Genomic DNA, 26,131 nt, shown 5'->3' on the forward strand with positions numbered 1-26,131 from the left:
CATCATAATCCCGGAAGTAGTTATACCAGCTTTGCTTTTCGGCATCCCAGTATTGGCCTGGGAATCCTATGTTAAAGTCACCAATCGACGTAGTTAGCACACTATGGTCAAACGCCTCCAGCCTGGCCCGCCATACTACCGCTTTACTGGCGTTGGTAATCACTTCCGGCCGGCCTAAGTGGTCGTTATGCACATAGTACAACTGGTTATTTAAAATATAACCAACAATTTGCCCCTGAAAGTAAATATATTGCTTATTGGTGCCCTCAGCCAGCAGCTGGCCTTGTGGGCTGTAAACAAACCGGGTGATATTACTACCGTCTTTATTTCCACCTTGAGCAGTTTTTTAAATCTACATTTGGTGCAGCTAATTCAAGGCCGCAATCACGTGTTCAGGATCTCGCTCTATCGCTCGCAGCAAGGCTTTTGCCGGGCCGGTCGGTTCACGTCTGCCTTGCTCCCAATTACGAAGGGTGCCCAGTTGCACATCAATCAAACTGGCAAAAGCGGCTTGGGTTAGTTTGGTTTTTTGACGAATTTCTTTCACTTTAACGGCTGCCACAAAGCTTTCCCGGCTGGGCTGACGCTCACCGCGAATAATCTCGCCCATTTCATCAACACTGGCTAGCAGCTGATCAAACAGTTCATCTTTCATTGTTCCACCTCTTTACTGCGTCAACTAATGCTTTGAGTTGCTGATCGGTTAAATCGTCTTGCTCGTTTTTAGGGTAAATCAGCAACAAACGAATATGACTATCTGGTTGTACATAATAATAAATCACCCTAACACCACCGCTTTTACCATGACTTTTCAGGCCCCAGCGGACTTTTCGTAAGCCACCGCTACCCTTGATCACTTTGCCGGCTTCAGGTGCATTAGCGAGAAATTGCTGAAACTCCCGATATTCATCATCATTCATCAGGGCGGTCAGTAATTTGGTAAAAATAGTAGTTTCAATAAATAACACTAGCACCTCACTACGCCATTGGCGTATTAAAGTATACCGCATTTAACGGACAATTTAACAACTGAGTATATTTATATTCTGGCAATATGCACCAAATGAAAACCCGTTAGTTTATTTGGGCCAGACCATTGATCCCCCCTGTTATCTCCCTTAGACTTCTGTAGATCTATTTGCCAGCAATTCGCCTGGTGGTTTGCCGGAGAGCTTGCCTTGAAACCCTTACCCCAACTGGATTTACGTAACAAAGTCAGCGCTGAAGAATGGCAATTACGGCTGGATTTAGCGGCCTGCTACCGGCTGGTAGAGCACCATCGCTGGGGGGATTTAATTTATACCCATTTATCTGCCAGACTGCCGGGCACTCACCATTATTTAGTCAATGCCTTTGGCCTGACCTTTGACGAAGTCACCGCTTCTAACCTGGTAAAGGTCGATTTACACGGCAATATTCTGGATGACACCCCCTTTAGCATTAACCCGGCTGGTTTTACTATTCATAGCGCCATTCATGAAGTGCGGCCCGATGCGCATTGTGTGATCCACCTGCATACCAAAGAGACCATCGCCGTGGCCACACAGCAGCAAGGTTTATTGCCGCTTAGTCAGTATTCGCTGTTCTCGCTCTCCTCGCTGGCCTATCATCAATACGAGGGATTAGCAGTGAATCTGGATGAAAAAGCCCGCTTACAGGCCGATTTAGGCCACAATAACCATATGTTGCTGGTCAACCACGGCGGTTTAACCTTAGGGCCGACCGTGGGTGATGCCTTTATGCGTTTTTATGATTTACAGCGCGCCTGCGAGATCCAACTGGCGCTGCAGGCCAGCGGCCAGCCACTGATCCCGGTGGCGCCATCTATTGTGGAAAACATTAGTCAGCAAGCCAAAGTCGTGCATAGTGGCAGCACCGGCGGTCAGTTAGCCTGGCCGGCCATGCTGCGTAAAGCCTACCGGCTTGATCCCGGTTTTGCTCAGTAGCCCCCGCTCACCTAACAGGAGTTAGCATGAAAGTTACCCGCGTAGAAGTCTTTGATATTTTTTGCCCCGAGCGCCCGGCCTGGACCCCGGTATTTGTGCGTATTCATACCGATGAGGGTATCAGTGGGGTTGGTGAAGCCGGCCTCGCTTACGATCTAGGCCACAGTGCCGCTGCCGCCATGATTAAAGAAATGGCCGAAGCCTTTTTAATTGGCCATGATCCTTTTCAAACCGAAAAGCTCTGGTCACGCATGCTGCGCGAAAGCTTCTGGGGCTTAGGTGGCGGACCGGTGATTTATGCGGCAATGAGCGCCATTGATACCGCCTTGTGGGACATTAAAGGCAAAGCCCTTGGCGTGCCGGTATATCAACTGTTAGGCGGTAAAGTAAACGCCAAACTGCGCACCTATGCCTCGCAACTGCAATTTGATTGGGGCCCGGAATTTAAAGCCCTGGTGCAGCCAGAGCAGTACGGCGAAGCCGCGTTAAAAGCCATAGCCGAGGGCTATGATGCGGTTAAAGTTGACCCCATCATGTACGATAAAGCCGGCAACACCTATTATGATCGCACCAATATTATTAGCCGGGCTGAAATGAAGCTATACCGGGCACGGATGCAGGCTATTCGTGATGCGGTGGGCGATGAAGTCGATATTATTTTTGAATGCCACAGCCTGCCAGGCGCCACCAGTGCCATTCAAATTGCCGAGATTGCCGAAGAATTTGACTGCATGTTCTACGAAGAGCCGGTGAACTACCTTAACCATTCGCTGCACGCTAAAGTGGCGCGTAAAGTGCGGGTACCGCTGGCCGGTGGCGAGCGTTTATATAACCGCTGGGCGTTTAAACCTTACTTTGAAGATCAGAGCATAGATGTGCTGCAACCCGATATCGGCTTGTGTGGCGGTTTTACCGAAACCAAAAAAGTCTGTGACTATGCCGATATTTTCGATATCCGCGTGCAAGCTCACGTCTGTGGTGGCCCGGTCGCCACGGCGGCCTCGCTGCATTTAGAAACCGCTATTCCTAACTTTTTAATTCATGAGCACCATACTTATGCCATTAAAAAGTGGAACCGCGAGCTGTGTCTGCAGGATCCGCAACCGAAAAACGGCTTTTTTGAAGTCTCCGAAACGCCGGGTATTGGTATTGAGCTAAATGACGAGATAGTGATGCGCTCACAGCGTGTCGAAATTAAATAAGGAGCACAGCATGACTGACGCCCTGATCCAACATCACGCTGAGCAACAGCGCTTTGTACTTAAACTGGACGGGGCCGAAGCCTTGCTGGATTACCAGTTAAGCGGTAACTGCATTAATTTTCATCATACCTTTGTCCCCATGGCGTTTCGTGGCAAAGGCCTGGCTGAACAACTGGTACGCCACGGCCTGGCCTGGGCGAATGCCCAGCACTATCAGCTGACGGCCAGTTGCAGCTATGTGCAGAAGTTTTTAAGCTAGATGGCAAAGCCGATGCCACCGCCCCAAGGCCAGGCCCTCCCCAGGCATCTGGGCCTGTTTGGTCTCTGGTTGCTGGTGGTAAATGGCTTAATTGGCGCCGGTATTTTTGGCTTACCCGGCGGTGCAGCCCAATTAGCCGGTGAATACAGCCCGTTAATTTACCTGTTTTGTGCGCTGTTAATCTTACCCATACTGCTTTGTATGGCGGAGCTTGCCAGCTATTTTCGCGGTAGTGGTGGCCCGGTGCGCTATGGCACGGCGGCTTTTGGCCCCTTTATTGGTTTTCAGGCCGGCTGGTTGTATTACATTGCCCGTTTAGTGTCTTTTGCGGCCAATACGGTGTTGCTGGTCGATAGCATCAGTTACTTCTGGCCAGCCGCTTCAGGCGTCTTTCGCCCGCTATTACTGACCGCCATTATTGCCAGCCTGACGTTTATTTATGTTATAGGCTCAGTGCGGGCCATGCGCTCACTGGCGCTGCTCACTGTCGTCAAATTTGCCGTATTGCTGCTATTGGTCATCGCTGGAATCAGCCTGTTAGGCAGCCAGCTGCTACCCAGCTTTAACCCGCTAAATGTGTTTAACAGCCCCTACGATATAGGCGCTGCCACCTTATTACTGATTTATGCTTTTGTCGGTTTTGAATCCGTGGTGGTACCGGCCGGAGAGGCAAAAAACCCGGCGCGGGATATGCCAAGGGCGCTAATTTTGGGCTTATTGCTGGTGACCCTGTTGTATATTGCCATTCAGTTAGTCAGCGTCGCCGCAGTGCCTGATATTGCCGGCTCGGCCAGCCCCTTACTGGATGTTGCTGCGGTATTATTTGGCCCGCTGGGGGCCGCCCTGCTGATGCTGGGTGTGGTGACTTCTGTCGGTGCCAACCTGTTGGGTGCTATTTTCTCCACGCCACGCGCCAGCTTCGCCTTGGCCGAAGATGGCAGCCTGCCGCGTTGGTTTGCCAGTGTGCAGCCACGTTTCTTAACACCGGCCAATTCCATTATATTTTTTGGCATACTGGCTTTACTGCTCACGCTGTACGGCTCATTTTTATGGCTGGCCGCAGCTACTGTAGTATCACGCTTACTGCTTTACGGCTTAACCTGCGCCGCAGTGCCTGTGCTTCGGCCAAAGCTGGCCAGCAACGACAGCTTTGTCTTGCCTTGGGGTTACAGCCTACCACTGCTGGGCATCGCTGCTTGTATCTGGCTGGCACTGCAAGTCAGCATGTCAGCCATTATCGCCACCGCCTTATTTGTGCTACTAGGCACAGCGCTTTACCTACTCGCCCGCTGGCAACGCTAAAAACAACAAAAGGGGTCAGGCCTTGCATTTTGCATTTGTTAACAAATGCAAAATGCAAGGCCTGACCCCTTAGGGTGTTTAACCGCGACGGCTAGCTTAAGCTTAGCCCAGCCAGACGCGGGCGTTGCGGAACATTCTTAACCAAGGGCTGTCTTCTTGCCAATCGTCCGGGTGCCAGGAGTGCGCTACGGTGCGGAATACCCGCTCCGGGTGTGGCATCATAATGGTGACACGGCCATCGGTGGTGGTAAGCGCGGTAATCCCTTGTGGCGAGCCGTTAGGGTTAGCCGGATAGCGCTCAGTGACCTGACCATAGTTATCAACAAAACGCATGGCCACAGTGCCACTGGCTGCAGCGGCTTGTAACGCCGTCGCGCTGGCAAATTCAGCATGGCCTTCACCATGTGATACCGCTATAGGCAACCTTGAACCCGCCATGCCGCTGAATAACAACGACGGGCTTTGCTGCACTTCGACCAAACTAAAGCGCGCCTCGAAACGCTCAGATTTATTGCGCACAAAATGTGGCCATAACTCAGCGCCCGGGATCAGGCTTTTCAGGTTAGACATCATCTGACAACCGTTACAGACACCTAAGGCGAAGGTGCTGTTGCGACCAAAAAAGCCTTCAAATTCAGCACGGGCCTGCTCGTTAAACAGGATAGATTTCGCCCAGCCCTCACCGGCGCCCAGCACGTCACCGTACGAGAAGCCGCCACAGGCCGCTAAACCATTAAAGTCGCGCAGTGATACCCGGCCAGAAAGAATATCGCTCATGTGCACATCAACCGCATTAAAACCAGCACGGTTAAAGGCGGCGGCCATTTCTTGCTGCGAGTTCACACCCTGCTCGCGCAAAATAGCCACCTTAGGCGCCACGCCTTTTAAAATAAAGGGTGCAGCCACATCAGCATTCGCATCGAAGCTGAGTTTTACGTTTAATCCCGGATCGGCCTTATCGGCTTTGGCAGCAAATTCCTGCTCTGCCATGGCCGGGTTATCCCGTAGCGCCTGCATCTGATAGGTGGTTTCTGCCCAAATGCTGCGCAAACGGCTGCGGCTATCGCTAAACAGTACTGCTTCGCCGCGGCTAACCTGGAACAAATCACTGTTATCAACACTGCCTAAATCATGGCTAAGGTCGGCTAACTGATGCTTAGCCAGTACCTGCTGCACATAGGCTACATCGGCAGCAGCGACCTGAATCACAGCACCCAGCTCTTCGCTGAACAAGGCCGCCAGTTCATCATTACCCAGCGCGCTGATATCAACCTTAACACCCGCCTTACCGGCAAAGGCCATCTCAGCCAGGGTCAGTAATAAACCGCCGTCTGAACGGTCATGATAAGCCAGTAACTTTTGCTCGCGGGTCAGTTGCTGAATAGCATGGAAGAAATTAATCAGCAGCTGCGGGCTGTCTAAATCGGCAGGGGCATCACCTAATTGCTGATACACCTGCGCCAGACAAGAGCCGCCTAAACGGTTGGCACCCTGACCTAAGTCCAGCAGCAGCAAGCGCGTGTCGCCCTTGTCGGTGCGCAGTTGCGGTGTTACCGTTTTGCGAATGTCTTCTACCCGGGCAAAGGCAGTAATAATTAATGACATAGGCGAGGTCACCGCTTTTTCTTCGCCGTCCTGTAGCCATTTGGTCTTCATTGACATGGAGTCTTTGCCCACCGGAATGGTCACCTCTAATGCCGGACACAGCTCTTCGCCAATGGCTTTTACTGCGGCATATAAACCGGCATCTTCGCCCGGGTGACCGGCCGCCGACATCCAGTTGGCCGACAGTTTAATGCGTTTTAAATCGCCAATATCGGTCGCCGCTATATTTGTAATGGCTTCTGCTACCGCCAGCCGGGCTGAGGCGGCAAAATCTAACAAGGCGACGGGCGTACGCTCTCCCAGTGCCATGGCTTCACCATGATACGTATCGTAACTGGCGGCGGTGACGCCACAGTTTGCTACCGGGACCTGCCAGGGGCCGACCATTTGATCGCGTGCCACCAGTCCGGTTACCGTACGATCGCCAATCGTCACTAAAAAGGTTTTCTCGGCAATAGTCGGTAAGCGCAATAAGCGCTCTGTCGCGTCAGTCAATGACATTTGCGAGCGGTCCAGCGCCTGGCCCAGCGCTTTGGCACTTTGCACATCGCGGTGCATTTTCGGCGCCTTACCCAATAATACGTTAAGCGGTAAATCTATTGGCGTGGTGCCAAAATGCTTATCGGTTAAGGTCAGGTGTTGCTCGCTGGTGGCTTCACCCACCACCGCGAAAGGTGCACGTTCACGTAAACAAATTTGCTCAAAAACCGGCATTTTTTCTGGTGGAATCGCCATCACATAACGCTCTTGCGACTCATTACACCAAATTTGCAGCGGTGACATGCCCGGTTCGTCGTTGGGGACATTGCGCAGTTCAAAATTACCGCCAACGCCACCATCATTGACCAGCTCAGGGAACGCATTCGATAAGCCCCCCGCGCCGACATCATGGATAAAGCAAATCGGGTTATCGGCGCCCAGCTGCCAGCAGCGATCAATCACTTCCTGGCAACGGCGTTCAATTTCCGGGTTTTCGCGCTGCACTGAGGCAAAATCGAGATCTTCAGCCGACTGGCCAGAGGCCATTGATGAAGCCGCACCGCCACCCAGGCCGATGTTCATTGCCGGGCCGCCTAATACCACCAACTTGGCACCTGGTGGTAACACGCCTTTTTGAACATGATCTTCGCGAATGTTACCCAGACCACCAGCCAGCATAATCGGCTTGTGATAGCCGCGCACTTCAGTGCCATTGTGGCTGTTAACTTGTTGCTCATAGCTGCGGAAATAACCGACGATGGCCGGACGGCCAAATTCGTTATTAAAGGCTGCGCCGCCTAAAGGACCGTCCAGCATGATATCCAGCGCGCTGACAATGCGCTCTGGCTTGCCAAAATCCTGCTCCCAAGGTTGTTCAAAACCCGGGATGCGCAAGTTAGACACCGAAAAGCCCACCAAACCGGCTTTAGGCTTAGAGCCAACACCGGTAGCGCCTTCATCACGAATTTCGCCACCTGAGCCGGTCGCCGCGCCCGGGTAAGGCGAAATAGCCGTTGGGTGGTTATGGGTTTCTATCTTCATCAAAATATGAATAGGCTCATGGCTGTAGCCATATTGCTTAGTATGATGATCAGGGAAAAAACGGCCAGCGGTTGAGCCGGTCATCACCGCAGCGTTATCTTTATAAGCAGATAACACAAAGTCCGGTGTCTGCTCATAGGTGTTTTTAATCATTTTAAACAGCGATTTAGGCTGTTTTACGCCGTCGATAGTCCAATCAGCGTTAAAAATTTTATGCCGGCAATGCTCAGAGTTTGCCTGGGCAAACATATAAAGCTCAATGTCATTTGGATTGCGGCCTAACTGGGTAAAGTTAGTCACCAGATAGTCAATTTCATCATCGGCCAACGCTAAACCCATGGCCATATTGGCATCGGCCAAGGCTTGGCGCCCACCACTGATAATATCTACTGAACTCAGCTCAGCTGGCTCTGCCTGACTAAAAAGTGCCGAGGCGGCAGTAAGCTCGCTGAACACCGTTTCCATCATTCTGTCGTGCAACAGCGCTGCCAGCTGTTGTCGTTGCGTTGGGTTTAACTCAACCGCGCTTTGTACATAGTAAGCAATGCCCCGCTCTAAGCGTTTAATGTTACTCAAACCACAGTTATGGGCAATGTCGGTGGCTTTGGACGACCAGGGCGAAATAGTACCAGGGCGCGGTGTCACCAACAGCAACTGGCCTGCTGCCTGATGCGTTTCAATTGAGGGGCCATAACTAAGCAGTTTATCCAGCGTCTGCTGCTGTGCTGCAGTTAACTGACCGGCGACATCAGCAAAATGGTAGTACTCAGCGTACACCGTGCTAACCGCCAGCTGTTGCTGGGCACAAAGGTCAAGGATCTTTTGAATTCGGAACTCGGACAGTGCAGGAGCACCACGCAGGATCAACATAGGCTATTTTCCGTTGGTTGAACGACAGTGGAACCTAAAACAGGCGCGTCATTATAAAGAAATTTGCTGCTAAGTGGTATGTTAAAAACTGACTGGATAGCAGAAGTTTGTTATAACAGGCAAAACGAGGCCGAAAAGAGTCAGCTGGCATGCGCAAAACCCTGGGTATTTTTTGTTGTTGGCTGTGGCTTGGTGGCTGTGTACCCTCAGCCGCTCCACCGCAACAACTAGCCAGCATTTATCAGCGCGACAGCCTGAAAGTAGGTGTTTTACATGGCCCCACCAGTTATTTTATCGGCGTAGATGGCGCCAGCGGCTTTGAATATGAGCTGGCACAAGCACTGGCCGGGAAATTGGGGGTACAGCTGGAATTAGTGCCTAGTTTTCAATTAGAGGATTTACTGCAAAAACTGGAGCAAGGTCAGGTAGATTTTATCGCCGGTGGCCTGACGCTTACTGAAAAACGCCAGCAACGCTTTCGCTCAGCCCCCGCCTATCGCTGGATAAATGAAGTACTGGTGTTTCAACAAGGCAAGCCCTGGCCGCGGGCGCTGACTGATTTAACCGAGCCGGTAGTGGTAGTGAGCGGCAGTAGCCATGCCGAAACCTTGCAGCAATTAAGCAAGGAAGTCGATAATTTACAGTGGCGGCAGCAAAATGATTGGGATGCCGAAGAAGTATTACAAAAAGTCGCTGATGGCAGTATCAGCTACACCTTAACCGACTCTAACTTATTGGCGCTTAACCGCCGTTTTTCGCCCAACATCAGTATTGCTTTTACCGTGCGCGAAGATTTGCCCGTGACCTGGCTGCTACGTCGCGATAATGATGATTCACTGTATAGCGTACTGATTGAGTTTTTCGGCAACATGTATCGCAGTGGTGAATTGATTACGTTGGAAGATCGCTATTTTGGCCATGTTCGCCAGTTTGATTATGTCGACAGCCTGAAATTTATTGAAGCGATTGAGCAAACGCTGCCAAAATACCGCCCCTGGTTTATTCAATATGCCGGCGAACTGGACTGGCGCTTGCTGGCGGCACTCAGTTATCAGGAATCACACTGGGATCCGCTCGCCCGCAGCCCGACGGGTGTACGCGGCCTGATGATGCTGACCTTACCCACTGCCCAGCAAATGGGCGTGAACAGCCGGCTGGATCCGCAAGAAAGTATTCGTGGTGGTAGTCGCTACTTGCACCGCTTATTCAGCCGCATGCCAGAACGGATCCCAATGCCCGACAGGTTATGGTTTGCATTAGCCTCCTATAATGTCGGCTGGGGCCATGTCGAAGATGCGCGTATTCTTACCCAACGCCAGGGCAGCGATCCGGATAAATGGCTCGAGGTAAAACAACGTTTGCCGCTACTGCGCCAAAAAAGTACTTATCAGCACACCCGCTTTGGCTATGCCCGGGGCGATGAGGCCGTTCATTATGTAGAAAACATACGCCGCTACTATGACACCCTGGTATTGGTAGATGAAAAACAACAAGCAGAAAGCCGCCTGGAACTGCAACGGCAACGATTGCTGGAGCAATTAACTGAGACAGAAAGTATCACACCTGATCTGGAAAATTAACACCGCCCCTTGTGAGTGGCTGCGCACAGCCTTATAGTGACACTATCAGCGCTCTAAAAAACAAAGAGAGGCGCTCACACAGTTCAGGTGACCCATGTTAAAACGTAAAAAACCGGCGATGAAACGTAAACGCCGCATGCTGGATATCTCATCCAGCCGCAGAAGAATAAAACGCAATATGGCAGTGCTTAAACTGCATCGTCGCCGGCGCAATTATCAGACACTATTCCAACAATCGGAGGGGATGGCGGAGCCAACGCCGCCAGCTGTTTAAGCTGCTTTTTTTCCTGGCGCCGACGCTGAAAAAATGCCGACAATTGCGCGCCACACTGCTCAGCCAACACCCCCGCCGTGACCTGCAATTGATGATTAAACTGCGGCTGGCGCACCACATCTAATACTGAGCCAGCCGCACCGGTTTTGTAATCACTGGCACCATACACTAAGCGGCTTACCCGGCTGTGCACCAGCATACCGGCGCACATAGTGCAGGGCTCCAGTGTCACATAGAGGGTGCAATCGATTAAGCGGTAGTTCTGTAGTTGTTGTGCAGCTTGCCTGACTGCCTGCATTTCGGCATGGGCCGAAGGGTCATGTAAACTTATCATCTGGTTATAACCTGCCGCCAGCAGCTGGTGGTCTTTCACCAGCACAGCCCCTACCGGCACTTCGCCGGCTTGTTCGGCCAGCTCGGCTTGTTTTATAGCCTGTTGCATCCAGTATTCGTCTGTCATAGCAATTTACAATTCTTTGCGGCGATGCGGCTATTTTATCACTAGACTTTAGTCAGCATGACCATTATTTTGTATTTAGCACCAGTCTGCTGCAAAGTGAACTGGCTATCACCATGTTTTATATGAATTTTTATACTGGCATTATGCTTGCTTAGTTAGCTGAGAACACTTATCCCTCAACAAGGAGAATTCCATGGGACCTTTTGAAATTGCCGCCATCGCTATTATTGGTGGTTTGGCTTATTCGGCATACGAAACTCATATGAAAACCAAGAGCAAAGCCGGTAAAGGCGAGCTTGAGGCATTACAGACTGAGATTAACCGCTTAAAAGAGCGGGTGGTGACGCTGGAAAGCATCGTAACCGACAAATCTTATCAATTAAAAGACCAAATCAATAAGCTTTAAACCACGTTAAAGCAGTTGTCAGCCAGGCTGACAGCTGCTGCCATTGCACTCCTTAGCCTTTATCCCCGCTATTCTACTTTCTCTATTTTGCTAACTGATAATTTCACCACTTCTTAGCGAAACAGACCAACTCTGTGGCAGCACCGCCGCTGACGCCAAACCACAAACCAACCTAAATAATTGATTTTAATCTTATTTAATATTTGGCACAGCTCTTGAAGTACCAATGTTAAATGACTAACAGGAATGACTCTGATGAACAAAACTATCGTAATTATTTTATTGGTGCTGCTGGGCTTGTACTGTCTGCCCACCTTGCTGGCGATTGTCGGCGCTGTGTTTGGCATCATAGTGGGACTGATTGCCGCGCTATTTGCCATTGGCCTGACGTTTTTAGTGACACTAGGCCCGGTGCTGCTGTTTATCGCGCTGCTGTGGTGGCTGATCCGCGATAATCGTAAATCACGTCAATATTAATGCTGACCAGTTAGCGCTTTACAGTAGCCGGCTGCGGCACAGAAATATCCCTTTCTGGCCGCATCCGCCACCCCAAGTCATTATCAGGCTAAGCGGCGCAGTCGCAACAAGTCACGAACCACTTCATAAGCCGGAAACAGGGCAATAATCACTAAAGTTACTCTGACACTTAACAGAAATGATTCAGGGTTAAAATAACGCGACCAGCTTTCTGTATTTAGCTGAAATAAAGGTCCACCTGATGCCAGTAGCAGCAAGATCACCACAAAAGCCAGATTCACCGCTATATTCAGCTGCAACATACGCAGGCTCCAGATCCGCCGGGTTAATTGCCACAGGCTACTTAGCACACCCAACACTATTATCGGGCTAAACCACAGCAGTAACTTTAGCACCCCAGGGCTAAAGATGGAGCTGATGGGCTCGACACCACCAAACCATTGTTGCCACAACGGCAGCCAGATAATCAGTAGCAAAAAAGCATAAGTAGCCAGATCGGTGAAAATATCATCCAAGCTAATGTGCTGCCAACCAGCACCAACCGCGGGTAACTGTTGCGGTTGCCACTGCTTGTCAGCTTGACATGCAGTGGGCTGGTTACCATGAAAAGCCACTGCAAAGCCCACTGTTACCGCGGTAAAAGCAAAAACGCCATCTTGAATAAAACCCGATGCCAAGCCCTTGAGAAACAACAACAGCCCCAAATCAGACCCTGTTAACCAGATTTTGGTCATAAACACGACCTGCAGCACAAAAAGCACCCCCAGCACCATGAACATAGTGTGTTTATAGAGCGGCATAAAATGTACTGGTATTAACGGCGCTGGCGGGCAAAACTGCCGGGCGATGTGTCGTGGATGCCCCATAGCGATAAGAACCTTAGATAGCTGCTGCTCGCTGAGCTCGCCACCATGTTGCTCGGCCTGCGCATCCAGTTGATCCATAATATTGGCCTGCAATTCGCGGCCAATTTCATCCCGCTTTGCTTCAGGCAATTCGCGCTGCACCGCGGCGATATAACGTTTAACTAAATCCATTGGTTTACTCCTCTGCTTGCTTAGCTGGCATAGTTTGCTCTGGCTGCAACAGTGGCCCCAGCGCATCATTTAAGGTGGTCCATTCCTGGGTAAGTTGTTGCAGCAATTCTGCACCCAGCTCAGATAACAGGTAATAGCGGCGTTCCCGCCCTTCACCCTGCTGCCATTCACTGTCGAGCAAGCCCTGCTCAGCCAGCCGCCGTACTAGTGGGTACAAGGTACCCTCGTCAATATCGATACCGGCGTCCTGCAACTGCCGGCGTAGCGAGTAGCCGTAATGGCGTTGGCGCAGTGACGCCAGCACAGCTAACACCAGTACGCCGCGGCGCAGCTCCAGCCGCAGTTTGTCCAATTGAGCCGTTGTCATAAGCTTTCCTTTTTACTGTGCAAAACATACTGTGTATCGCATACTGTGTATCGCATACTGTGTAACACACAGTAGCAATACTAGGCGCCGCACAGTATAAAAGCAAGTGCCCGCTGTGTTTTTTTTGCTCAATTGGCGAGTCTCAGATATTTCTGGATCCCAGTTCAGGCGACGGGTTCTTTGGCACGCAAAATTTCTAGATTTAGGGTTGCAACATCTTTGATGTTTCAGATAAACAGCAGCAGGCATGGGTTACAGTAGATAGGAAAAGTTATACTAGAGTGAGGTGCTGCCAGGCGCCTCAGGGGTGAAGTTTATTACTTGCTTTCTGCTGTAGACAACAATCTCATGCCCACAGACTGTGCTTTTTTGTCAAAGGTAACAGTTTCTGCACATCCAGCATCTTTACTGATAGTTACAATAAGTGCGTCTGAAAAATCACCGTTGCTACTCTCAAATATCCTAAGAGCGCGATAACATGACTCTGCCTGTTCAATTCGCAACTGTTTTGTTTCTAAAAGCATTTTAATCATAGAACATAGATCAGTTTTACTTACGCCATAACAGGCTTTCAACACCCAGACGGCTTCAGCAAGCGTGATTAGCGTGATAAACCCTGGCTCATCAACAGAAATGATCTCTTCAATTAATGTTGAGGCTTGCAATGATTGAACTTTGTCATCTTGCACCAGGTAGCGCACCAGGACGTTAGTATCTATCCCAATCATGTCGAAGCACTGTCACTGATAGCTTGGTTCATTTCATCTATAGAGACTGTCCTACTGGATTTAAACAAACCTTTTAATGTCTTAACTTCTCTGGTAACCGCCATTACTTCGTACTTACCATTGCCAATATCTACAAATTCTATTTTGTCTCCAGCGCCAACTTTCATGCCAGCTCTGACAGGTGCAGGAATGGTTATCTGCCCCTTTGATGTCAAGGTTGCCTGACTCATAACTATTACCTTAAGTTGAATTCCTTACATATAAGTAAGGTACTGCAAGCCGAAAAAAAAGGCCAGCTTAACTGGCCTCTGTTATTTAAAAAATACCGGCTAATGAGCGCAGCAGGCCCTGATGTAATGGCTGCTCGGCGTCACTCCAGCTAAGGTTAGCTTTATTAGCAAAGCTGACGACCTTTACCTGATATTTGCGCATATCGGTATCACGTTGCCACAGCTGCTCAATGGCGCCACTGTTGCCTTGCAATAAACGGTGCTCAGCGAATTCCTGGACTTTTTGCTCGCTGTCAGGCGCTATGCGCTCCGCCACCTGCACATCCGTCAGCATGGTGTAATATTTATCTTGCACCATCTGATTACCGATATATTCGGCGCCGGCAAACACCGCTAACACCACTAAAGCGCGGGCGATATCTTTGCCATCAATATCAGCACCGATAGCAGTATCAACATAGACTGCTGTGTTGCGGTCGTGCCGCTGCCGTTGCTGCAGTGGCGTCTCTTCCTGCGGCGGCGCCATACCAGGGTGCAGCAGCGCGTGCACTTCTTCAGCGGTCATGCCGTATTGCTGTTTTAAGACCTTGTCTGGCCGCTCTTTTAATATGGTGCGCACATTGACCTGTAACCAGTATTGTGCCGCCAACGGCGAGTCAACCAGCAAGTAGCCGCGGTTAAGCATAAATTGCTGAATATCATCAGCCAGGGGCAGTTGGTACTCGGCTGCGGTTTGGCGAATATCTAAATAGATAGTGCGCAGTTCAGGGTCAACCGGATCCAGATAGATGGTCTGGCTCATCCGGGTTTGCACATCCAGCTTGCCCTTTTTTACTGAAGTATGCAGCGCCGTACAACCGTTTAACAGCAAACTGGCGCTACATAACAGTAACAGTAAGGCACGCATTTAGAATAACCCAGCCAAAGAGCGGGCAACGCCATCAGTTAATAAAGGTGCTGCATCTGGCCATTTAAGGTTGGCCTGGTTAGCAAAGCTAACCACCCGCGTTTGGTAACGGCGCATGTCGGTATCACGCGAAAAGGTCGATACGGTGCTGCCGCTGTCACCCTGCAGTAGGTTATGCTGTGAGCTTTCGCGCACCACACCACTAAACCGCTCCATGATCTGAATATCGGTGATCACGCTGTAATACACATCCTGCACCATGGCATCAACAATGGTTCCTGCCGCCGCACCTACTACGGCGGCACCTAAGGCACCGCTGCCTGAACCACCGGTTGAGCGGTGAATGGCATAACCGGTTACCGCCCCACCAGCGACACCCGGGCCTGCTGATAAGGCACCTTCAGTATCACGGGCATTGCTGCGCCCTACCTGTAACACATTGGCCTGCAACCAGTAGTTGGCCTGCGATGGGCTGTCTATTACCCGGTAACCACGCGACTGCAGGCTAGCGATAACCTGAGGTTTAATATCAAACTCCGGTTTATCGGAAGTATTACGCACATCAACAAAGACGGTGCGCTGCTCCGGCTCTACCGGATCCAGAAAAATACTGGAGCTCATTTTGGTTTGCACATCTAAATTGCGCTTTGCCACTGAAGTGTGCAAGGCGCCACAGCCGGTTAACGACACCAGCAATAAGCCGAGGATGGCCAGTTGAAGTTTTTTCATCATTCCCTCTGATACAGTGCTCTTTAAATAACGTGTGATGTTTAGCTAACGCTGATAATTGTCATGCAGATTAACTGAATCATATCTGAACATTTAGCGGCAACTTAACTATAGATTGTAAAAGGTTGTTATTCTGCATTGTTATTGCCCAGCTGTTGCATCACCGCCGCGATAAAGTCTGCTTTGACATTATTGTAAGCCAACCTGTCGTGTGGAAACTCTGTTGCGGCCTGGCGTTTCAGGGCAGCATAGCGGGCGGCCTCTACCGGGTGTTGCTGCATATAGTGGCAAAAATCCAGTTTACGCCAATGTGCCGAATCGGGTGTGAGCATATGCAGATGATGACTGCGCTGCCCCTGCTCGTTACGTTTAATAAACCACAAATAGCCGATATCCTGCTCACCTTTTATCTTCGGCTGCCAAAACAGCTGATAGCCCTGTTTGGCCATCAGCGGCGCTGCCTGATCGCGGATCTCTGTTAAATCATTCACCTCTACCAGTAAATCAATAATGGGTTTAGCTGGCATACCGGGTATAGCCGTGCTGCCAAAATGCGCAATGCGGCGATTAAAAAACGCCGGCCATTGCTGGCGTAAAAACGCCGCTTCGGTTTCAGCCAATACAGGCCATTCTGACTGCCACTCTTGCAGCCACACTGGCTCTGCTATTGCATCTTGCGAGGATGGTGTTGCCATAGTGCCCTTTTATCAAAAACGATTGCGCTGAATTGATTGCACGCTATAGCCATTCTAGCCCTCCTGTTGCTCCTGGCAATACCGAGTCAAGCGCTCTACAGCAGTGCAAACGTCATTTCGCTTTACTTTTAATCATTAGCCGTTAAAATATGCGCCGCTGTTTTGTTTGGCAGCAACAAATTGTTACACAGCTCTTTTCAAATAAGGTAATCACTATGCATCCGATGTTAAACATCGCCATTCGTGCTGCGCGCAGTGCGGGTACTGTTATCGCCCGGGCCTGTGGCCAGTTAGATATGGTTCAGAAGTTCCCTAAAGGCAGCAACGACTTTGTCACCAATGTAGATAAAGAAGCCGAGCAAGCTATTGTCGAGGTATTAAAAAAATCTTTTCCTACTCACGGTATTATTGGCGAAGAGCATGGTGATTACGGCAATAGCGACAGCGAGTTTCAGTGGATTATTGACCCCCTGGACGGCACCAGCAACTTTATTAAAGGCATTCCGCATTTCGCGGTGTCTATCGCCTTAAAACATCAGGGTAAATTAGACCAGGCCGTGATCTTTGATCCGCTGCGTGGCGAGCTTTTCACCGCCTCACGCGGCCGTGGCGCCCAATTAAATGGTACCCGCATCCGGGTAACCGCCCTGCCAGACATGACCGGCGCGATCTTAGCCACTGGCTTTCCGTTTAAGGCCAAACACCATTTAGACAGCTACAGCAACATCTTCAATAGCTTTTTTGCCGACTGTGCCGATATGCGTCGCACCGGCTCAGCCGCACTAGACTTAGCCTATGTGGCAGCTGGCCGCTTTGATGGCTTTTTTGAAATTGGCTTAAAGCCATGGGATATCGCTGCAGGTGAACTGATTGTGCGTGAAGCCGGTGGTATGGTCTGTGACTTTGTTGGTGGCTCTAATCAAATGAAAAGTGGTAATGTGGTTGCCGCCAGCCCGAAAGTCTTACAGGCCATGGTGAAAGGCATGCGGCCACACCTGTCAGAAACGCTGTCTAAATAAACTCCTATCACTAAGTAAAAGTCCGGCCATCGCCGGATTTTTTTTGCACTGCAGCCAGTGCTGGGGCACACTAGCGTGGATGAAATAGCATGAGGTTTTTTATGCAAGAACAACTGGCGCATTTTCAGGTCTGGCTTAGTGCCCACCCGCAATCAGCCATGTGGCTGGGGCTGGCCGCGTTAATTACCCTATCCTGGCTAGCCAATTTTATTGTAAAACGCATACTACTGCGTGGCATGTTCCGTTTACTGGATATGCCCAAAGCGCAGTGTGAAGAGCGAGGCATGGATTTAAGCTTCGTTGCCAGGCTGGCTAACGTGGTGCCAGCATTAGTGATCTCCACTGGTATCGGCAAGGTGCCACACTTACCGGAAGCCGTGGCAAAGATAACCTATAATGTCAGCAATGCTTTTATTATTTTAACAGTGGCATTGGCCATCATTAAACTGCTGAATTTAATCAATACCCTATACTCTCGCCGCGAAGAAGCCAAACATAAACCGATTAAAGGCTATATCCAGCTGCTGACCATAGTGATCTATGCGGTGACGCTGATTTTAATTATCGCAGCGCTGTTTGACCGCTCACCGCTGATTTTGTTGTCCGGTTTAGGCGCCATGATGGCAGTGCTGATGCTGATTTTTCAGGATACGATATTATCCCTGGTGGCCAGCGTACAAATTTCCTCTAATGATGTAATACGGGTCGGTGACTGGGTAGAAATGCCACAGTTACATGCTGATGGCGATGTGATAGACATAGCACTGCATACGGTCAAAATTCAGAACTGGGACCGGACTATTACTACCATCCCAACCCGCCGTTTTATGACCGACTCCTTTAAAAACTGGCGTGGCATGCAGGAGTCCGGTGGCAGGCGCATGAAGCGCAGCATTATGCTCGATCAGCAAAGTGTGCATTTTCTGGATAAAGAACAAACCCAGCGTTTAAACAAATTTAAGTTGTTGCAGGAATACCTGACTAACAAACAGCAAGAAATAGACGAGTGGAATATCGCGCTGGCCGAGCAAGGTAAAGAGCCGGTCAACACCCGGCGTATTACCAATTTAGGTACTTTTCGTGCTTATACCCTGCAATACCTGAAAAGCCATGCCGGGGTAAACCAGAACATGATCCAGATGGTGCGCCAGTTGTCACCGTCTGCCGATGGCTTACCGCTGGAAATCTACTGCTTTACCAGCACCACTGCCTGGGTGCAGTATGAAGGCATACAGTCTGATATCTTTGATCACTTACTGGCCATTTTGCCAGAGTTTGGGTTAAGGGTATATCAACACCCCAGCGGCATGGATGTGCGTGCGCTGGTCAGACAGGTCCGCCAGGCTAATTAGCTGGCGGGCACCTCCACTGCCAGGCCTCTATCTAACCATTCCCGGTAACCACCGGCCAGGCTTAACACCTGCTGATAGCCCATCTGCTGCAACGTCTGCGCTGATAACGCAGAGCGATAACCACCACCACAATACAGCACGATTTTTTGCTTTTTATCGGCCACCACCTGCTCAATATCACGCTCAATAATGCCTTTGCCCAGATGCATGGCTTCGGGTAAATGGCCGCGTGCCCACTCATTATCTTCACGAATATCCAGCAACACAAAGGGTTGATTGTGCTCTAACAGCTCATCAATACTGATCTCTTTGACTTCAGCTTTAGCCGCTGCGACCAGCGCTAAAAAACCGGGGTTATGTGCTTTGCTCATGACAAGTCTCCATATTAAAAAAAGCTTTAAAAAAAATGCCAGTCACTGACTGGCATTTTTAGCATACTCAACACCGATTTACAGCAAAGACTCTGTACCTTCACCTTCTTTTTCAACCGGTGGCGGAATTAAATCTTCACGACTGATACCCAGCATCAATGAAATAGAGCTGGCGACATAGATGGAAGAGTAAGTACCAATTAATACACCAAATAGCAGAGCGGTAGCAAAGCCATGGATTAAAGCACCGCCCTGAAAGAACAGCACCAACAACACTAAGATAGTGGTTAATGACGTGACTAAAGTACGGCTTAAGGTACCGGTCAGCGATTCATTCACCACTTCTACCGGCAGTGCATCACGGATTTTGCGAAAACCTTCGCGAATACGGTCACACACTACGATGGTATCGTTCAGTGAATAACCAATAACTGCCAATACCGCCGCCAATACCGTTAAATCAAATTCCAGCCAGAGCAGCGAGAACAACCCCACGGTGATAATCACATCATGCGCCAGTGCGGCTACCGCACCCAGAGCAAAACGCCATTCATAACGAAAGGCCACATAGACTAAAATACAGAGTAACGCCGCCAGTGTGGCCAGGCCACCTTGCTCTTTTAACTCTGCACCAACGCTTGGGCCTACAAACTCTACCCGGCGTAAATCAACAGTATCAGTAGTGGCGGCCGTTAGCGCACTCAGTACTTCATTAGAAATACGTGATTGTTCTACCCCGTCACGTGGTGCAATACGAATGGCGATATCCTGGCTGGAGCCAAAATATTGCACTACTGCATCGCCATAGCCGGCGGCATCTAAGGTTTGGCGTACCTGGCTCAAATCAGCAGACTGGCTGTAGCCTACTTCAATAACAGTACCACCGGTAAAATCCAGCCCAAAATTTAAGCCTTTAAAAAAAATCAGGCCCAAAGATCCCAAGACTAAAAAGCATGACAACAACATTGCCGGTGTTTTTAGCTTCATAAAGTTCACGGTGTTAGTGAATGCGATCATGTCTGCCTCCTAAATAGGCAGTGACTGCACACGGCGGCCACCCCAGATTAAATTCACTAATAAACGGGTTCCGACAATAGCCGTAAACATCGAAGTAATAATACCGATAGCCAGCGTAATGGCGAAGCCTTTGATCGGGCCTGTGCCCATACCAAACAGAATCAGCGCCGCAATCAAGGTGGTGACGTTGGCATCAGCAATGGTCACAAAAGCGCGGTCATAGCCGTGATGAATGGCTTGCTGAATACTGCGGCCTTCGCGCAGTTCTTCTTTGATGCGCTCAAAAATCAACACATTGGCATCAACCGCCATACCCACAGTCAGCACTATACCTGCCATACCCGGTAAGGTTAGCGTCGCCCCCGGAATCATCGACATTACGCCAATAATCAGGATAACGTTAACTACCAGCGCAGTATTGGCAATTAAGCCAAAGGCTTTATAGTAAAACACCATAAAGATAAGCACTGCCACCATACCCCACATAATCGCGGTTTTACCCAAGTCAATGTTTTCCTGTCCCAGGCTTGGGCCTATGGTGCGCTCTTCAATAATTTGCGTCGGGGCTATTAAGGCACCCGCACGCAGTAACATCGCCAGGTTTTGCGCTTCAGCCGGGTTATCAATACCGGTAATACGGAAGCTGCGGCCTAAGCGCGCTTGTATGGTAGCCGCGTTAATCACTTCTTCCTGCTTAACCAGCACTGGAGTACCATCGGCAGCCCGCTCTTCACCTGGCTTATACTCGATAAACACCGAAGCCATGCGGCGGCCAATAGCGTCACGGGTCGCATTTGATAACAAGTTACCGCCTTGCGCATCCAGAGAGATATTGACCTGAGGCCGGCTGTATTCGTCATAACCCGAGGAAGCATTGGTGATGTGCTCACCGGTCAGCATGACACGGTTTTCCAGTAAGTAAGGCTGACCATTACGGTCATAATACAAACTAGAACCCGCTGGCATGCGGCCATTTAAGGCTGCACCTAAATCGCCCTGCTCATCGACTAAACGAAACTCCAGCGTTGCTGTGGCGCCTAAAATTTCTTTGGCCTGGGCCGGGTCTTGCACGCCGGGTAGTTGCACGATAATCCTATCGGCACCCTGACGTTGCACCAGCGGCTCGGCCACACCAATTTCATTGACCCGGTTGCGGATAATGGTGATGTTTTGCTCCAGCGCATACTCACGAATTTCACGCACGCGGTTTTCGCTGATGCTGACATTAAGGCTGAACTCAGCGGCGCCGTCGGTAAAGACTAACTCGCGATCACGCTTTAACAGCGCAGCACGGGCAGCGTCCATATCCTCGCTGCTGCGCAACAACAACTGTACATGGCCGGCAGCTAAATCTGGCTGGATTGAGCGGTAACGCACGCGATCTTCACGTAAATCAGCGCGAAACGCCTGAGCCAAATCGTTGATATTTTTGTCCATGGCCGCTTTCATGTCGACAGCCATCAAAAAATGCACACCGCCGCGTAAGTCCAGGCCCAGTTTCATCGGCGAAGCGCCAATAGCCGCCAGCCAGTCAGGTGTGGTCGGTACCAGGTTTAACGCCGTCACATAATTGGCACCCAGTAACTGCGTCGCCAGCTCACGGGCACGTAACTGATCTTCTGCAGATTCGAAGCGCGCCAATAACTGGCCGTTTTCTACCGTCACAGAACGGGGCGTGACACCAGACTCGATAAAACGTTGCTCTAATTGCTGACGGGTGGTTTCAGTAACCACACCGCCACGAGTGGCGTTAATATTTAACGCCGGGTCTTCCGGGTATAAGTTAGGTAAGGCATATACCAGTGCAACCAGTATTACACCTAACACTACCAGATACCGCCAAAGGGGGTTTTGGTTTAACACAACACTTTCCTTTCGTTAGCTGCGCCTTACAGCGACTTCAGCGTACCCTTAGGTAACACGGCACTGATGGCACCTTTTTGCACAGTCACTTCAGTGCTGTCATTCAAGGCTATACTGATAAAGTCTTTATCTTCAGCAATTTTGGTAATACGGCCAACTAAACCGCCCTGGGTCAACACTTCGTCACCCTTACCCAGCGCAGCCATCAGGTTACGGTGCTCTTTTACCCGCTTAGCTTGTGGCCGGTAAATTAAGAAGTAAAAAATCAGACCAAAGGCCGCCAGCATTATAAGTAATTCAAAACCGCCACCGGCTTGTTGTTGTCCGGGATTGGCGTAGGCATTACTGATCAATAAACTCATGGTATTCCCCTTTATAATATTAACTGTTATTTGGTTTTTTCTTCGCTACTGTGCAACGGTGGCACTGGCAACGCACGTTTAGCATAAAATTCGGCGACAAACTGCTCCAAAGTACCAGTGGCTATAGCGTCACGCAATCCCTGCATCAGTTTTTGATAATGATGCAAATTATGAATAGTGTTTAGCCTGGCACCGAGGATCTCATTACAACGGTCCAGATGATGGAGATATGACCGGGAATAATTTTTACAAGTGTAGCAATCACATTCTTTATCTAAGGGCCCGGTATCATCCTTGTGTTTGGCATTGCGGATTTTCACTACACCATCAGACACAAACAAATGACCATTACGGGCATTGCGGGTTGGCATCACGCAGTCAAACATATCAATGCCACGTCGCACCGCTTCCACCAGATCTTCTGGCTTGCCAACACCCATTAAATACCGCGGCTTGTGTGCCGGCATTTTATCCGTAGTGTGATTTAAAATGCGGATCATGTCTTCTTTCGGTTCACCTACAGACAAACCACCAATGGCATAGCCATCAAAGCCAATCTCTTCCAAGCCCTGCAGCGAGATATCCCGTAAGTCAGGATACATACCGCCCTGAATAATACCAAACAGCGCCGAGGGGTTATCGCCATGCGCATCTTTCGAGCGTTTAGCCCAGCGCAGTGATAATTCCATCGATTTTTTCGCTTGCTGCTCAGTGGCCGGGTATGGCGTACACTCGTCAAAAATCATCACGATATCTGATCCCAGATCGCGCTGCACTTCCATCGAACGTTCGGGCGTTAACATAATGCGCTCACCATTTAACGGCGAACGAAACTTAACACCCTCTTCGGTAATCTTACGCAGCTCACCTAGGCTGAATACCTGAAAGCCGCCAGAGTCGGTCAGGATGGGTTTGTGCCAGTGCATAAAGTCGTGCAGATCACCGTGTTTTTTGATGATCTCGGTACCCGGGCGCAACATTAAATGGAAGGTATTGCCCAAGCAAATCTGGGCACCGGTGGCTTCCAGCTCTTCTGGTGTCATGCCTTTTACCGTGCCGTAGGTGCCCACCGGCATAAAGGCCGGGGTTTCCACTACGCCACGTTCAAAGATCAGCCGGCCACGGCGGGCCTTGCCATCAGTGGTATCTAATTCAAATTTCATTACTATCCTCAGTCGCCAGAAAGACAGTCTGGCTTATTTCGCGGCGCATTATAACAGCTAACGGCTGAGAAGCTAAACGCCAATGCCGCCAAAAGCACGGTGAAAAGGGGCATGACAGGGAAATTCTTATTTCGCCGCCTTCGACAACACATCCCTGTGCTGACTCAGCCTGCGCGGCATCCCTGCCGCTGCTGCATAAGAACACCCTGTCACCCCCCAGCGGCTTAGAATTATTACCAAAAAAGCAGGAAAATGCTTATCAATTAGCTAATAAACATCGCATCACCGTAGGAATAAAAACGGTATTTTTCGCTAATAGCTGTTTGGTAGGCATGCATCACCTGTTCGCGACTGCTAAACGCCGATACCAGCATGATCAATGTCGACTCCGGCAAATGAAAGTTGGTGATAAGCGCATCTACCACTTTAAACTGATAACCCGGATAGATAAAAATCTGCGTATCACCACTGTAGGCAATCAACTGTCCGGCGCCCTGCGCCGCCGCCGACTCCAGCGAACGCACCGAGGTGGTGCCCACCGCCACCACTTTATTACCACGCGCCTTACAGGCGGCAATAGCGTCGACTACCTGTTGCGAGACCTCAATGTATTCGGCGTGCATCTTGTGCTCCAGCACATTGTCTACCCGCACCGGCTGAAAAGTCCCGGCACCGACATGCAAGGTCACAAAAGCACATTCAACGCCTTTGGCTTTGAGTTTTTCCAGTAAAGGCACATCGAAATGCAAGCCGGCAGTAGGAGCAGCCACTGCACCGGGTTTTTCGTTATATACGGTTTGATAGCGGGCTTTATCTTCTGGCGTATCTGGCCTGGCGATGTAAGGGGGCAGCGGCATATGACCTAAACGTTCCAGCATCTGCAGCACAGGCTCATCACCCATTACTTGTAACTCAAATAATTCGTCATGGCGCTGATTCATCCGTACTTCGGCCGAATTTTCCAGCACCAGCATCGTTCCGGGTTTTGGTGCCTTACTGGCGCGAACATGGGCTAAAAAACGTTTATCATCCAGCATTCGCTCTACCAAAACCTCTACCTTGCCACCCGAGGCTTTCTGGCCAAACAAACGGGCGGGGATCACTCTGGTATTGTTAAACACCAACAGATCGCCTGCTTGCAGCAGCTCACTGATATCGCGAAAAATGCGGTGGCTTAACTGGCCGCTGTCGCGCTGCATACACAATAAACGGCTGGCTGAACGCTCAGGCTGTGGCACGCTGGCAATCAGCTCTGGCGGTAATTCAAAACTAAAATCTGATACTTGCATAGGATCCTGCCTGGCTTAACCGGCCAGAGTAGTTGAAATGAATGGTGGTACTGCGTTATTACTACGATGCTATTTTAACGAATATTCACCCTTTATGCCTGACATTTTGTCGTTAATACCTTGGCGATAAGCTCAGTCATCGCCCGGTAACTGCCCGCTTTGTTTGAGGTGGGCCGCCAGGCCACACCGATATCACGATAAGCAAAGCCACTGCTCGGGCTTTGTGCCAGCAGCTCAGTACCTTCTAGTAAGCCACTGTTGATGGCCATTTGTGGCAAAAAGGTCACCCCCAATTGGTTATTGACCATCTGGGTTAACGTATGCAGGCTGGTCGCAAAAAACGGGTTGACCTTACGGCTGTCTTCCAGTTCACAGGCTTTTACCGCGTGGCCGGTAATACAATGCTCGCGCTCCAGCAAAAAAATACTCTCATCCGGCCATTGATGAATATCCTGATTAAAACCTCGCCCCAACCAGTCTTTATGTAACACCAGCTTAAAGGCATCCTGCGCCAGCACTTCAGTATGAAAAGCGCCGGTATCATAAGGCAGCGCCAGTAGCACCATATCCAGCCGGCCTTCTGCCAGCGCATGCAAGGAATTGTCTGAGGTATCTTCACGCAGCAGCAGTTGCAAGTCAGGGTAACGTTGCCGGCACGCTGTCATCACCTCACTAAGCACAAAAGGCGCAATAGTCGGGATACACCCCAGCCGGAATGGCCCTGCCATCGGCTTACCCTGCGATTTAGCAAATTCAGTTAACTCTTCACACTGCTCGACAATTTGCCGGGCATGGCGCACCACATCTTCACCCAATGGCGTAAAAATAAAGGTTTTGTGATCGCGTTCCAGCAGCTGTGCCTGCATGGTTTCTTCCATATTGGCAATGGCCGCGCTCAGCGTAGATTGGCCAATAAAACAAGCTTCTGCGGCCCGACCAAAGTGCTGGTGCTCATGAAGCGCAAGCAAGTATTGCAGTTGTTTGATGCTGGGTAGGCGCTTCATTTATTCATCCGATTAAAAGTCATAATTATAACTATAAAAATAGATTTTTGACTTTAATGCCAACCTCGGGCATGTGCAAGACCTAAGATCCACTGC

At 50.1% G+C, this 26,131-nt stretch carries 28 protein-coding genes; 9 read left to right on the forward strand and 19 right to left on the reverse strand.

From position 1 onward, the window contains the following. From V7D78_RS06450 to V7D78_RS06460, 3 genes are all read right to left on the reverse strand, one after another. On the reverse strand, positions 1 to 193 hold a 193-nt coding region (locus V7D78_RS06450; protein WP_442886506.1), incomplete at its 3' end, for an RHS domain-containing protein. A gap of 174 nt (positions 194 to 367) precedes the next feature. Beyond that, positions 368 to 655 (reverse strand): NadS family protein, encoded by a 288-nt coding sequence (gene nadS / locus V7D78_RS06455; RefSeq protein WP_333607619.1) that lies wholly within the window; start codon positions 653 to 655, stop codon positions 368 to 370. Beyond that, positions 645 to 1,010, reverse strand: a complete 366-nt coding sequence (locus V7D78_RS06460) for a hypothetical protein (protein ID WP_442886507.1) — start codon at positions 1,008 to 1,010, stop codon at positions 645 to 647. The genes nadS and V7D78_RS06460 overlap by 11 nt, the downstream gene beginning before the upstream one ends. 168 nt (positions 1,011 to 1,178) lie before the next feature. On the opposite strand from V7D78_RS06460, the gene V7D78_RS06465 reads away from it, so the two are divergent. Genes V7D78_RS06465 through V7D78_RS06480 form a run of 4 tightly spaced genes read left to right on the forward strand, consistent with a single transcriptional unit; the run spans position 1,179 to position 4,709 of the window. Then, entirely contained in the window at positions 1,179 to 1,946 is a 768-nt protein-coding gene (locus V7D78_RS06465) for a class II aldolase/adducin family protein (protein WP_333607620.1), read from the forward strand. 26 nt (positions 1,947 to 1,972) lie between these two features. Then, positions 1,973 to 3,148, forward strand: coding sequence for a mandelate racemase/muconate lactonizing enzyme family protein (locus tag V7D78_RS06470; RefSeq protein ID WP_333607621.1), 1,176 nt, complete (start codon positions 1,973 to 1,975; stop codon positions 3,146 to 3,148). 10 nt (positions 3,149 to 3,158) lie between these two features. Continuing rightward, positions 3,159 to 3,407, forward strand: coding sequence for a GNAT family N-acetyltransferase (locus V7D78_RS06475; protein WP_333607622.1), 249 nt, complete (start codon positions 3,159 to 3,161; stop codon positions 3,405 to 3,407). A gap of 12 nt (positions 3,408 to 3,419) precedes the next feature. Beyond that, positions 3,420 to 4,709, forward strand: a complete 1,290-nt coding sequence (locus V7D78_RS06480; RefSeq protein ID WP_333607623.1) for an APC family permease — start codon at positions 3,420 to 3,422, stop codon at positions 4,707 to 4,709. Positions 4,710 to 4,811: 102 nt separating this feature from the next. Here V7D78_RS06480 and purL read toward each other — a convergent pair whose 3' ends face one another. Beyond that, positions 4,812 to 8,705: a phosphoribosylformylglycinamidine synthase gene (gene purL / locus V7D78_RS06485; RefSeq protein WP_333607624.1), complete on the reverse strand. Its 3,894-nt coding sequence runs from the start codon at positions 8,703 to 8,705 to the stop codon at positions 4,812 to 4,814. Between the two features lie 149 nt (positions 8,706 to 8,854). On the opposite strand from purL, the gene mltF reads away from it, so the two are divergent. Beyond that, positions 8,855 to 10,285, forward strand: coding sequence for a membrane-bound lytic murein transglycosylase MltF (gene mltF, locus V7D78_RS06490; RefSeq protein ID WP_333607625.1), 1,431 nt, complete (start codon positions 8,855 to 8,857; stop codon positions 10,283 to 10,285). Positions 10,286 to 10,473: 188 nt separating this feature from the next. On the opposite strand, the gene tadA is transcribed toward mltF, so the two are convergent. Continuing rightward, a complete protein-coding gene (gene tadA / locus V7D78_RS06495) occupies positions 10,474 to 11,019 on the reverse strand; it encodes a tRNA adenosine(34) deaminase TadA (RefSeq protein WP_333607626.1) in 546 nt (181 codons plus the stop codon). A 193-nt stretch (positions 11,020 to 11,212) separates the two neighbouring features. Here tadA and V7D78_RS06500 point away from each other — a divergent pair, with 193 nt between their 5' ends. Then, a complete protein-coding gene (locus tag V7D78_RS06500; RefSeq protein ID WP_333607627.1) occupies positions 11,213 to 11,425 on the forward strand; it encodes a hypothetical protein in 213 nt (70 codons plus the stop codon). A 255-nt stretch (positions 11,426 to 11,680) separates the two neighbouring features. Further along, positions 11,681 to 11,902, forward strand: coding sequence for a hypothetical protein (locus V7D78_RS06505; RefSeq protein WP_333607628.1), 222 nt, complete (start codon positions 11,681 to 11,683; stop codon positions 11,900 to 11,902). Positions 11,903 to 11,985: 83 nt separating this feature from the next. On the opposite strand, the gene V7D78_RS06510 is transcribed toward V7D78_RS06505, so the two are convergent. The 7 genes from V7D78_RS06510 to V7D78_RS06540 all read right to left on the reverse strand — a co-directional run bounded on the left by V7D78_RS06510 (position 11,986) and on the right by V7D78_RS06540 (position 16,595). After that, on the reverse strand, positions 11,986 to 12,939 hold the full coding sequence (locus tag V7D78_RS06510) for a hypothetical protein (RefSeq protein WP_333607629.1): 954 nt from the start codon (positions 12,937 to 12,939) through the stop codon (positions 11,986 to 11,988). Positions 12,940 to 12,943: 4 nt separating this feature from the next. Further along, complete coding sequence (locus V7D78_RS06515) at positions 12,944 to 13,306, reverse strand: PadR family transcriptional regulator (RefSeq protein WP_333607630.1); 363 nt, start codon at positions 13,304 to 13,306, stop codon at positions 12,944 to 12,946. A 317-nt stretch (positions 13,307 to 13,623) separates the two neighbouring features. Further along, positions 13,624 to 14,034, reverse strand: a complete 411-nt coding sequence (locus tag V7D78_RS06520) for a PIN domain-containing protein (protein WP_333607631.1) — start codon at positions 14,032 to 14,034, stop codon at positions 13,624 to 13,626. Further along, positions 14,031 to 14,264 (reverse strand): AbrB/MazE/SpoVT family DNA-binding domain-containing protein, encoded by a 234-nt coding sequence (locus V7D78_RS06525; RefSeq protein WP_333607632.1) that lies wholly within the window; start codon positions 14,262 to 14,264, stop codon positions 14,031 to 14,033. Before V7D78_RS06525 ends, V7D78_RS06520 begins: the two co-directional genes overlap by 4 nt. A gap of 85 nt (positions 14,265 to 14,349) precedes the next feature. After that, positions 14,350 to 15,171: a complement resistance protein TraT gene (gene traT / locus V7D78_RS06530; RefSeq protein WP_333607633.1), complete on the reverse strand. Its 822-nt coding sequence runs from the start codon at positions 15,169 to 15,171 to the stop codon at positions 14,350 to 14,352. Beyond that, complete coding sequence (locus tag V7D78_RS06535; protein WP_333607634.1) at positions 15,172 to 15,900, reverse strand: complement resistance protein TraT; 729 nt, start codon at positions 15,898 to 15,900, stop codon at positions 15,172 to 15,174. 128 nt (positions 15,901 to 16,028) lie between these two features. After that, positions 16,029 to 16,595 (reverse strand): GrpB family protein, encoded by a 567-nt coding sequence (locus V7D78_RS06540; protein ID WP_333607635.1) that lies wholly within the window; start codon positions 16,593 to 16,595, stop codon positions 16,029 to 16,031. Positions 16,596 to 16,810: 215 nt separating this feature from the next. Between V7D78_RS06540 and suhB the strand changes: the two genes are divergently transcribed. Together suhB and V7D78_RS06550 are read left to right on the forward strand one after the other, a co-directional pair. Further along, complete coding sequence (suhB, locus tag V7D78_RS06545; RefSeq protein ID WP_333607636.1) at positions 16,811 to 17,614, forward strand: inositol-1-monophosphatase; 804 nt, start codon at positions 16,811 to 16,813, stop codon at positions 17,612 to 17,614. Positions 17,615 to 17,715: 101 nt separating this feature from the next. Continuing rightward, positions 17,716 to 18,966 carry a mechanosensitive ion channel family protein gene (locus tag V7D78_RS06550; RefSeq protein WP_333607637.1) on the forward strand — a complete coding sequence of 417 codons (1,251 nt, stop codon included), beginning with the start codon at positions 17,716 to 17,718 and terminating at the stop codon, positions 18,964 to 18,966. Here the strand turns inward: V7D78_RS06550 and V7D78_RS06555 are convergent. From V7D78_RS06555 to V7D78_RS06585, 7 genes are all read right to left on the reverse strand, one after another. Further along, positions 18,963 to 19,337 (reverse strand): rhodanese-like domain-containing protein, encoded by a 375-nt coding sequence (locus V7D78_RS06555; RefSeq protein WP_333607638.1) that lies wholly within the window; start codon positions 19,335 to 19,337, stop codon positions 18,963 to 18,965. The two genes, V7D78_RS06550 and V7D78_RS06555, sit on opposite strands and share 4 nt — an antisense overlap. A gap of 78 nt (positions 19,338 to 19,415) precedes the next feature. Next, positions 19,416 to 20,354, reverse strand: coding sequence for a protein translocase subunit SecF (gene secF, locus V7D78_RS06560; protein WP_333607639.1), 939 nt, complete (start codon positions 20,352 to 20,354; stop codon positions 19,416 to 19,418). Positions 20,355 to 20,363: 9 nt separating this feature from the next. Continuing rightward, positions 20,364 to 22,217: a protein translocase subunit SecD gene (secD, locus tag V7D78_RS06565; protein ID WP_333607640.1), complete on the reverse strand. Its 1,854-nt coding sequence runs from the start codon at positions 22,215 to 22,217 to the stop codon at positions 20,364 to 20,366. A gap of 26 nt (positions 22,218 to 22,243) precedes the next feature. Next, positions 22,244 to 22,579: a preprotein translocase subunit YajC gene (gene yajC, locus V7D78_RS06570; protein ID WP_333607641.1), complete on the reverse strand. Its 336-nt coding sequence runs from the start codon at positions 22,577 to 22,579 to the stop codon at positions 22,244 to 22,246. Positions 22,580 to 22,605: 26 nt separating this feature from the next. Next, complete coding sequence (gene tgt / locus V7D78_RS06575) at positions 22,606 to 23,742, reverse strand: tRNA guanosine(34) transglycosylase Tgt (protein ID WP_333607642.1); 1,137 nt, start codon at positions 23,740 to 23,742, stop codon at positions 22,606 to 22,608. A 263-nt stretch (positions 23,743 to 24,005) separates the two neighbouring features. Continuing rightward, positions 24,006 to 25,031: a tRNA preQ1(34) S-adenosylmethionine ribosyltransferase-isomerase QueA gene (queA, locus tag V7D78_RS06580; protein ID WP_333607643.1), complete on the reverse strand. Its 1,026-nt coding sequence runs from the start codon at positions 25,029 to 25,031 to the stop codon at positions 24,006 to 24,008. 92 nt (positions 25,032 to 25,123) lie between these two features. Further along, on the reverse strand, positions 25,124 to 26,035 hold the full coding sequence (locus V7D78_RS06585; protein WP_333607644.1) for a hydrogen peroxide-inducible genes activator: 912 nt from the start codon (positions 26,033 to 26,035) through the stop codon (positions 25,124 to 25,126). Positions 26,036 to 26,131 lie beyond the last annotated feature (96 nt).

It is taken from the genome of Arsukibacterium sp., assembly GCF_036735525.1.
In the GTDB taxonomy this organism is placed as follows: Bacteria; Pseudomonadota; Gammaproteobacteria; order Enterobacterales; family Alteromonadaceae; genus Alishewanella.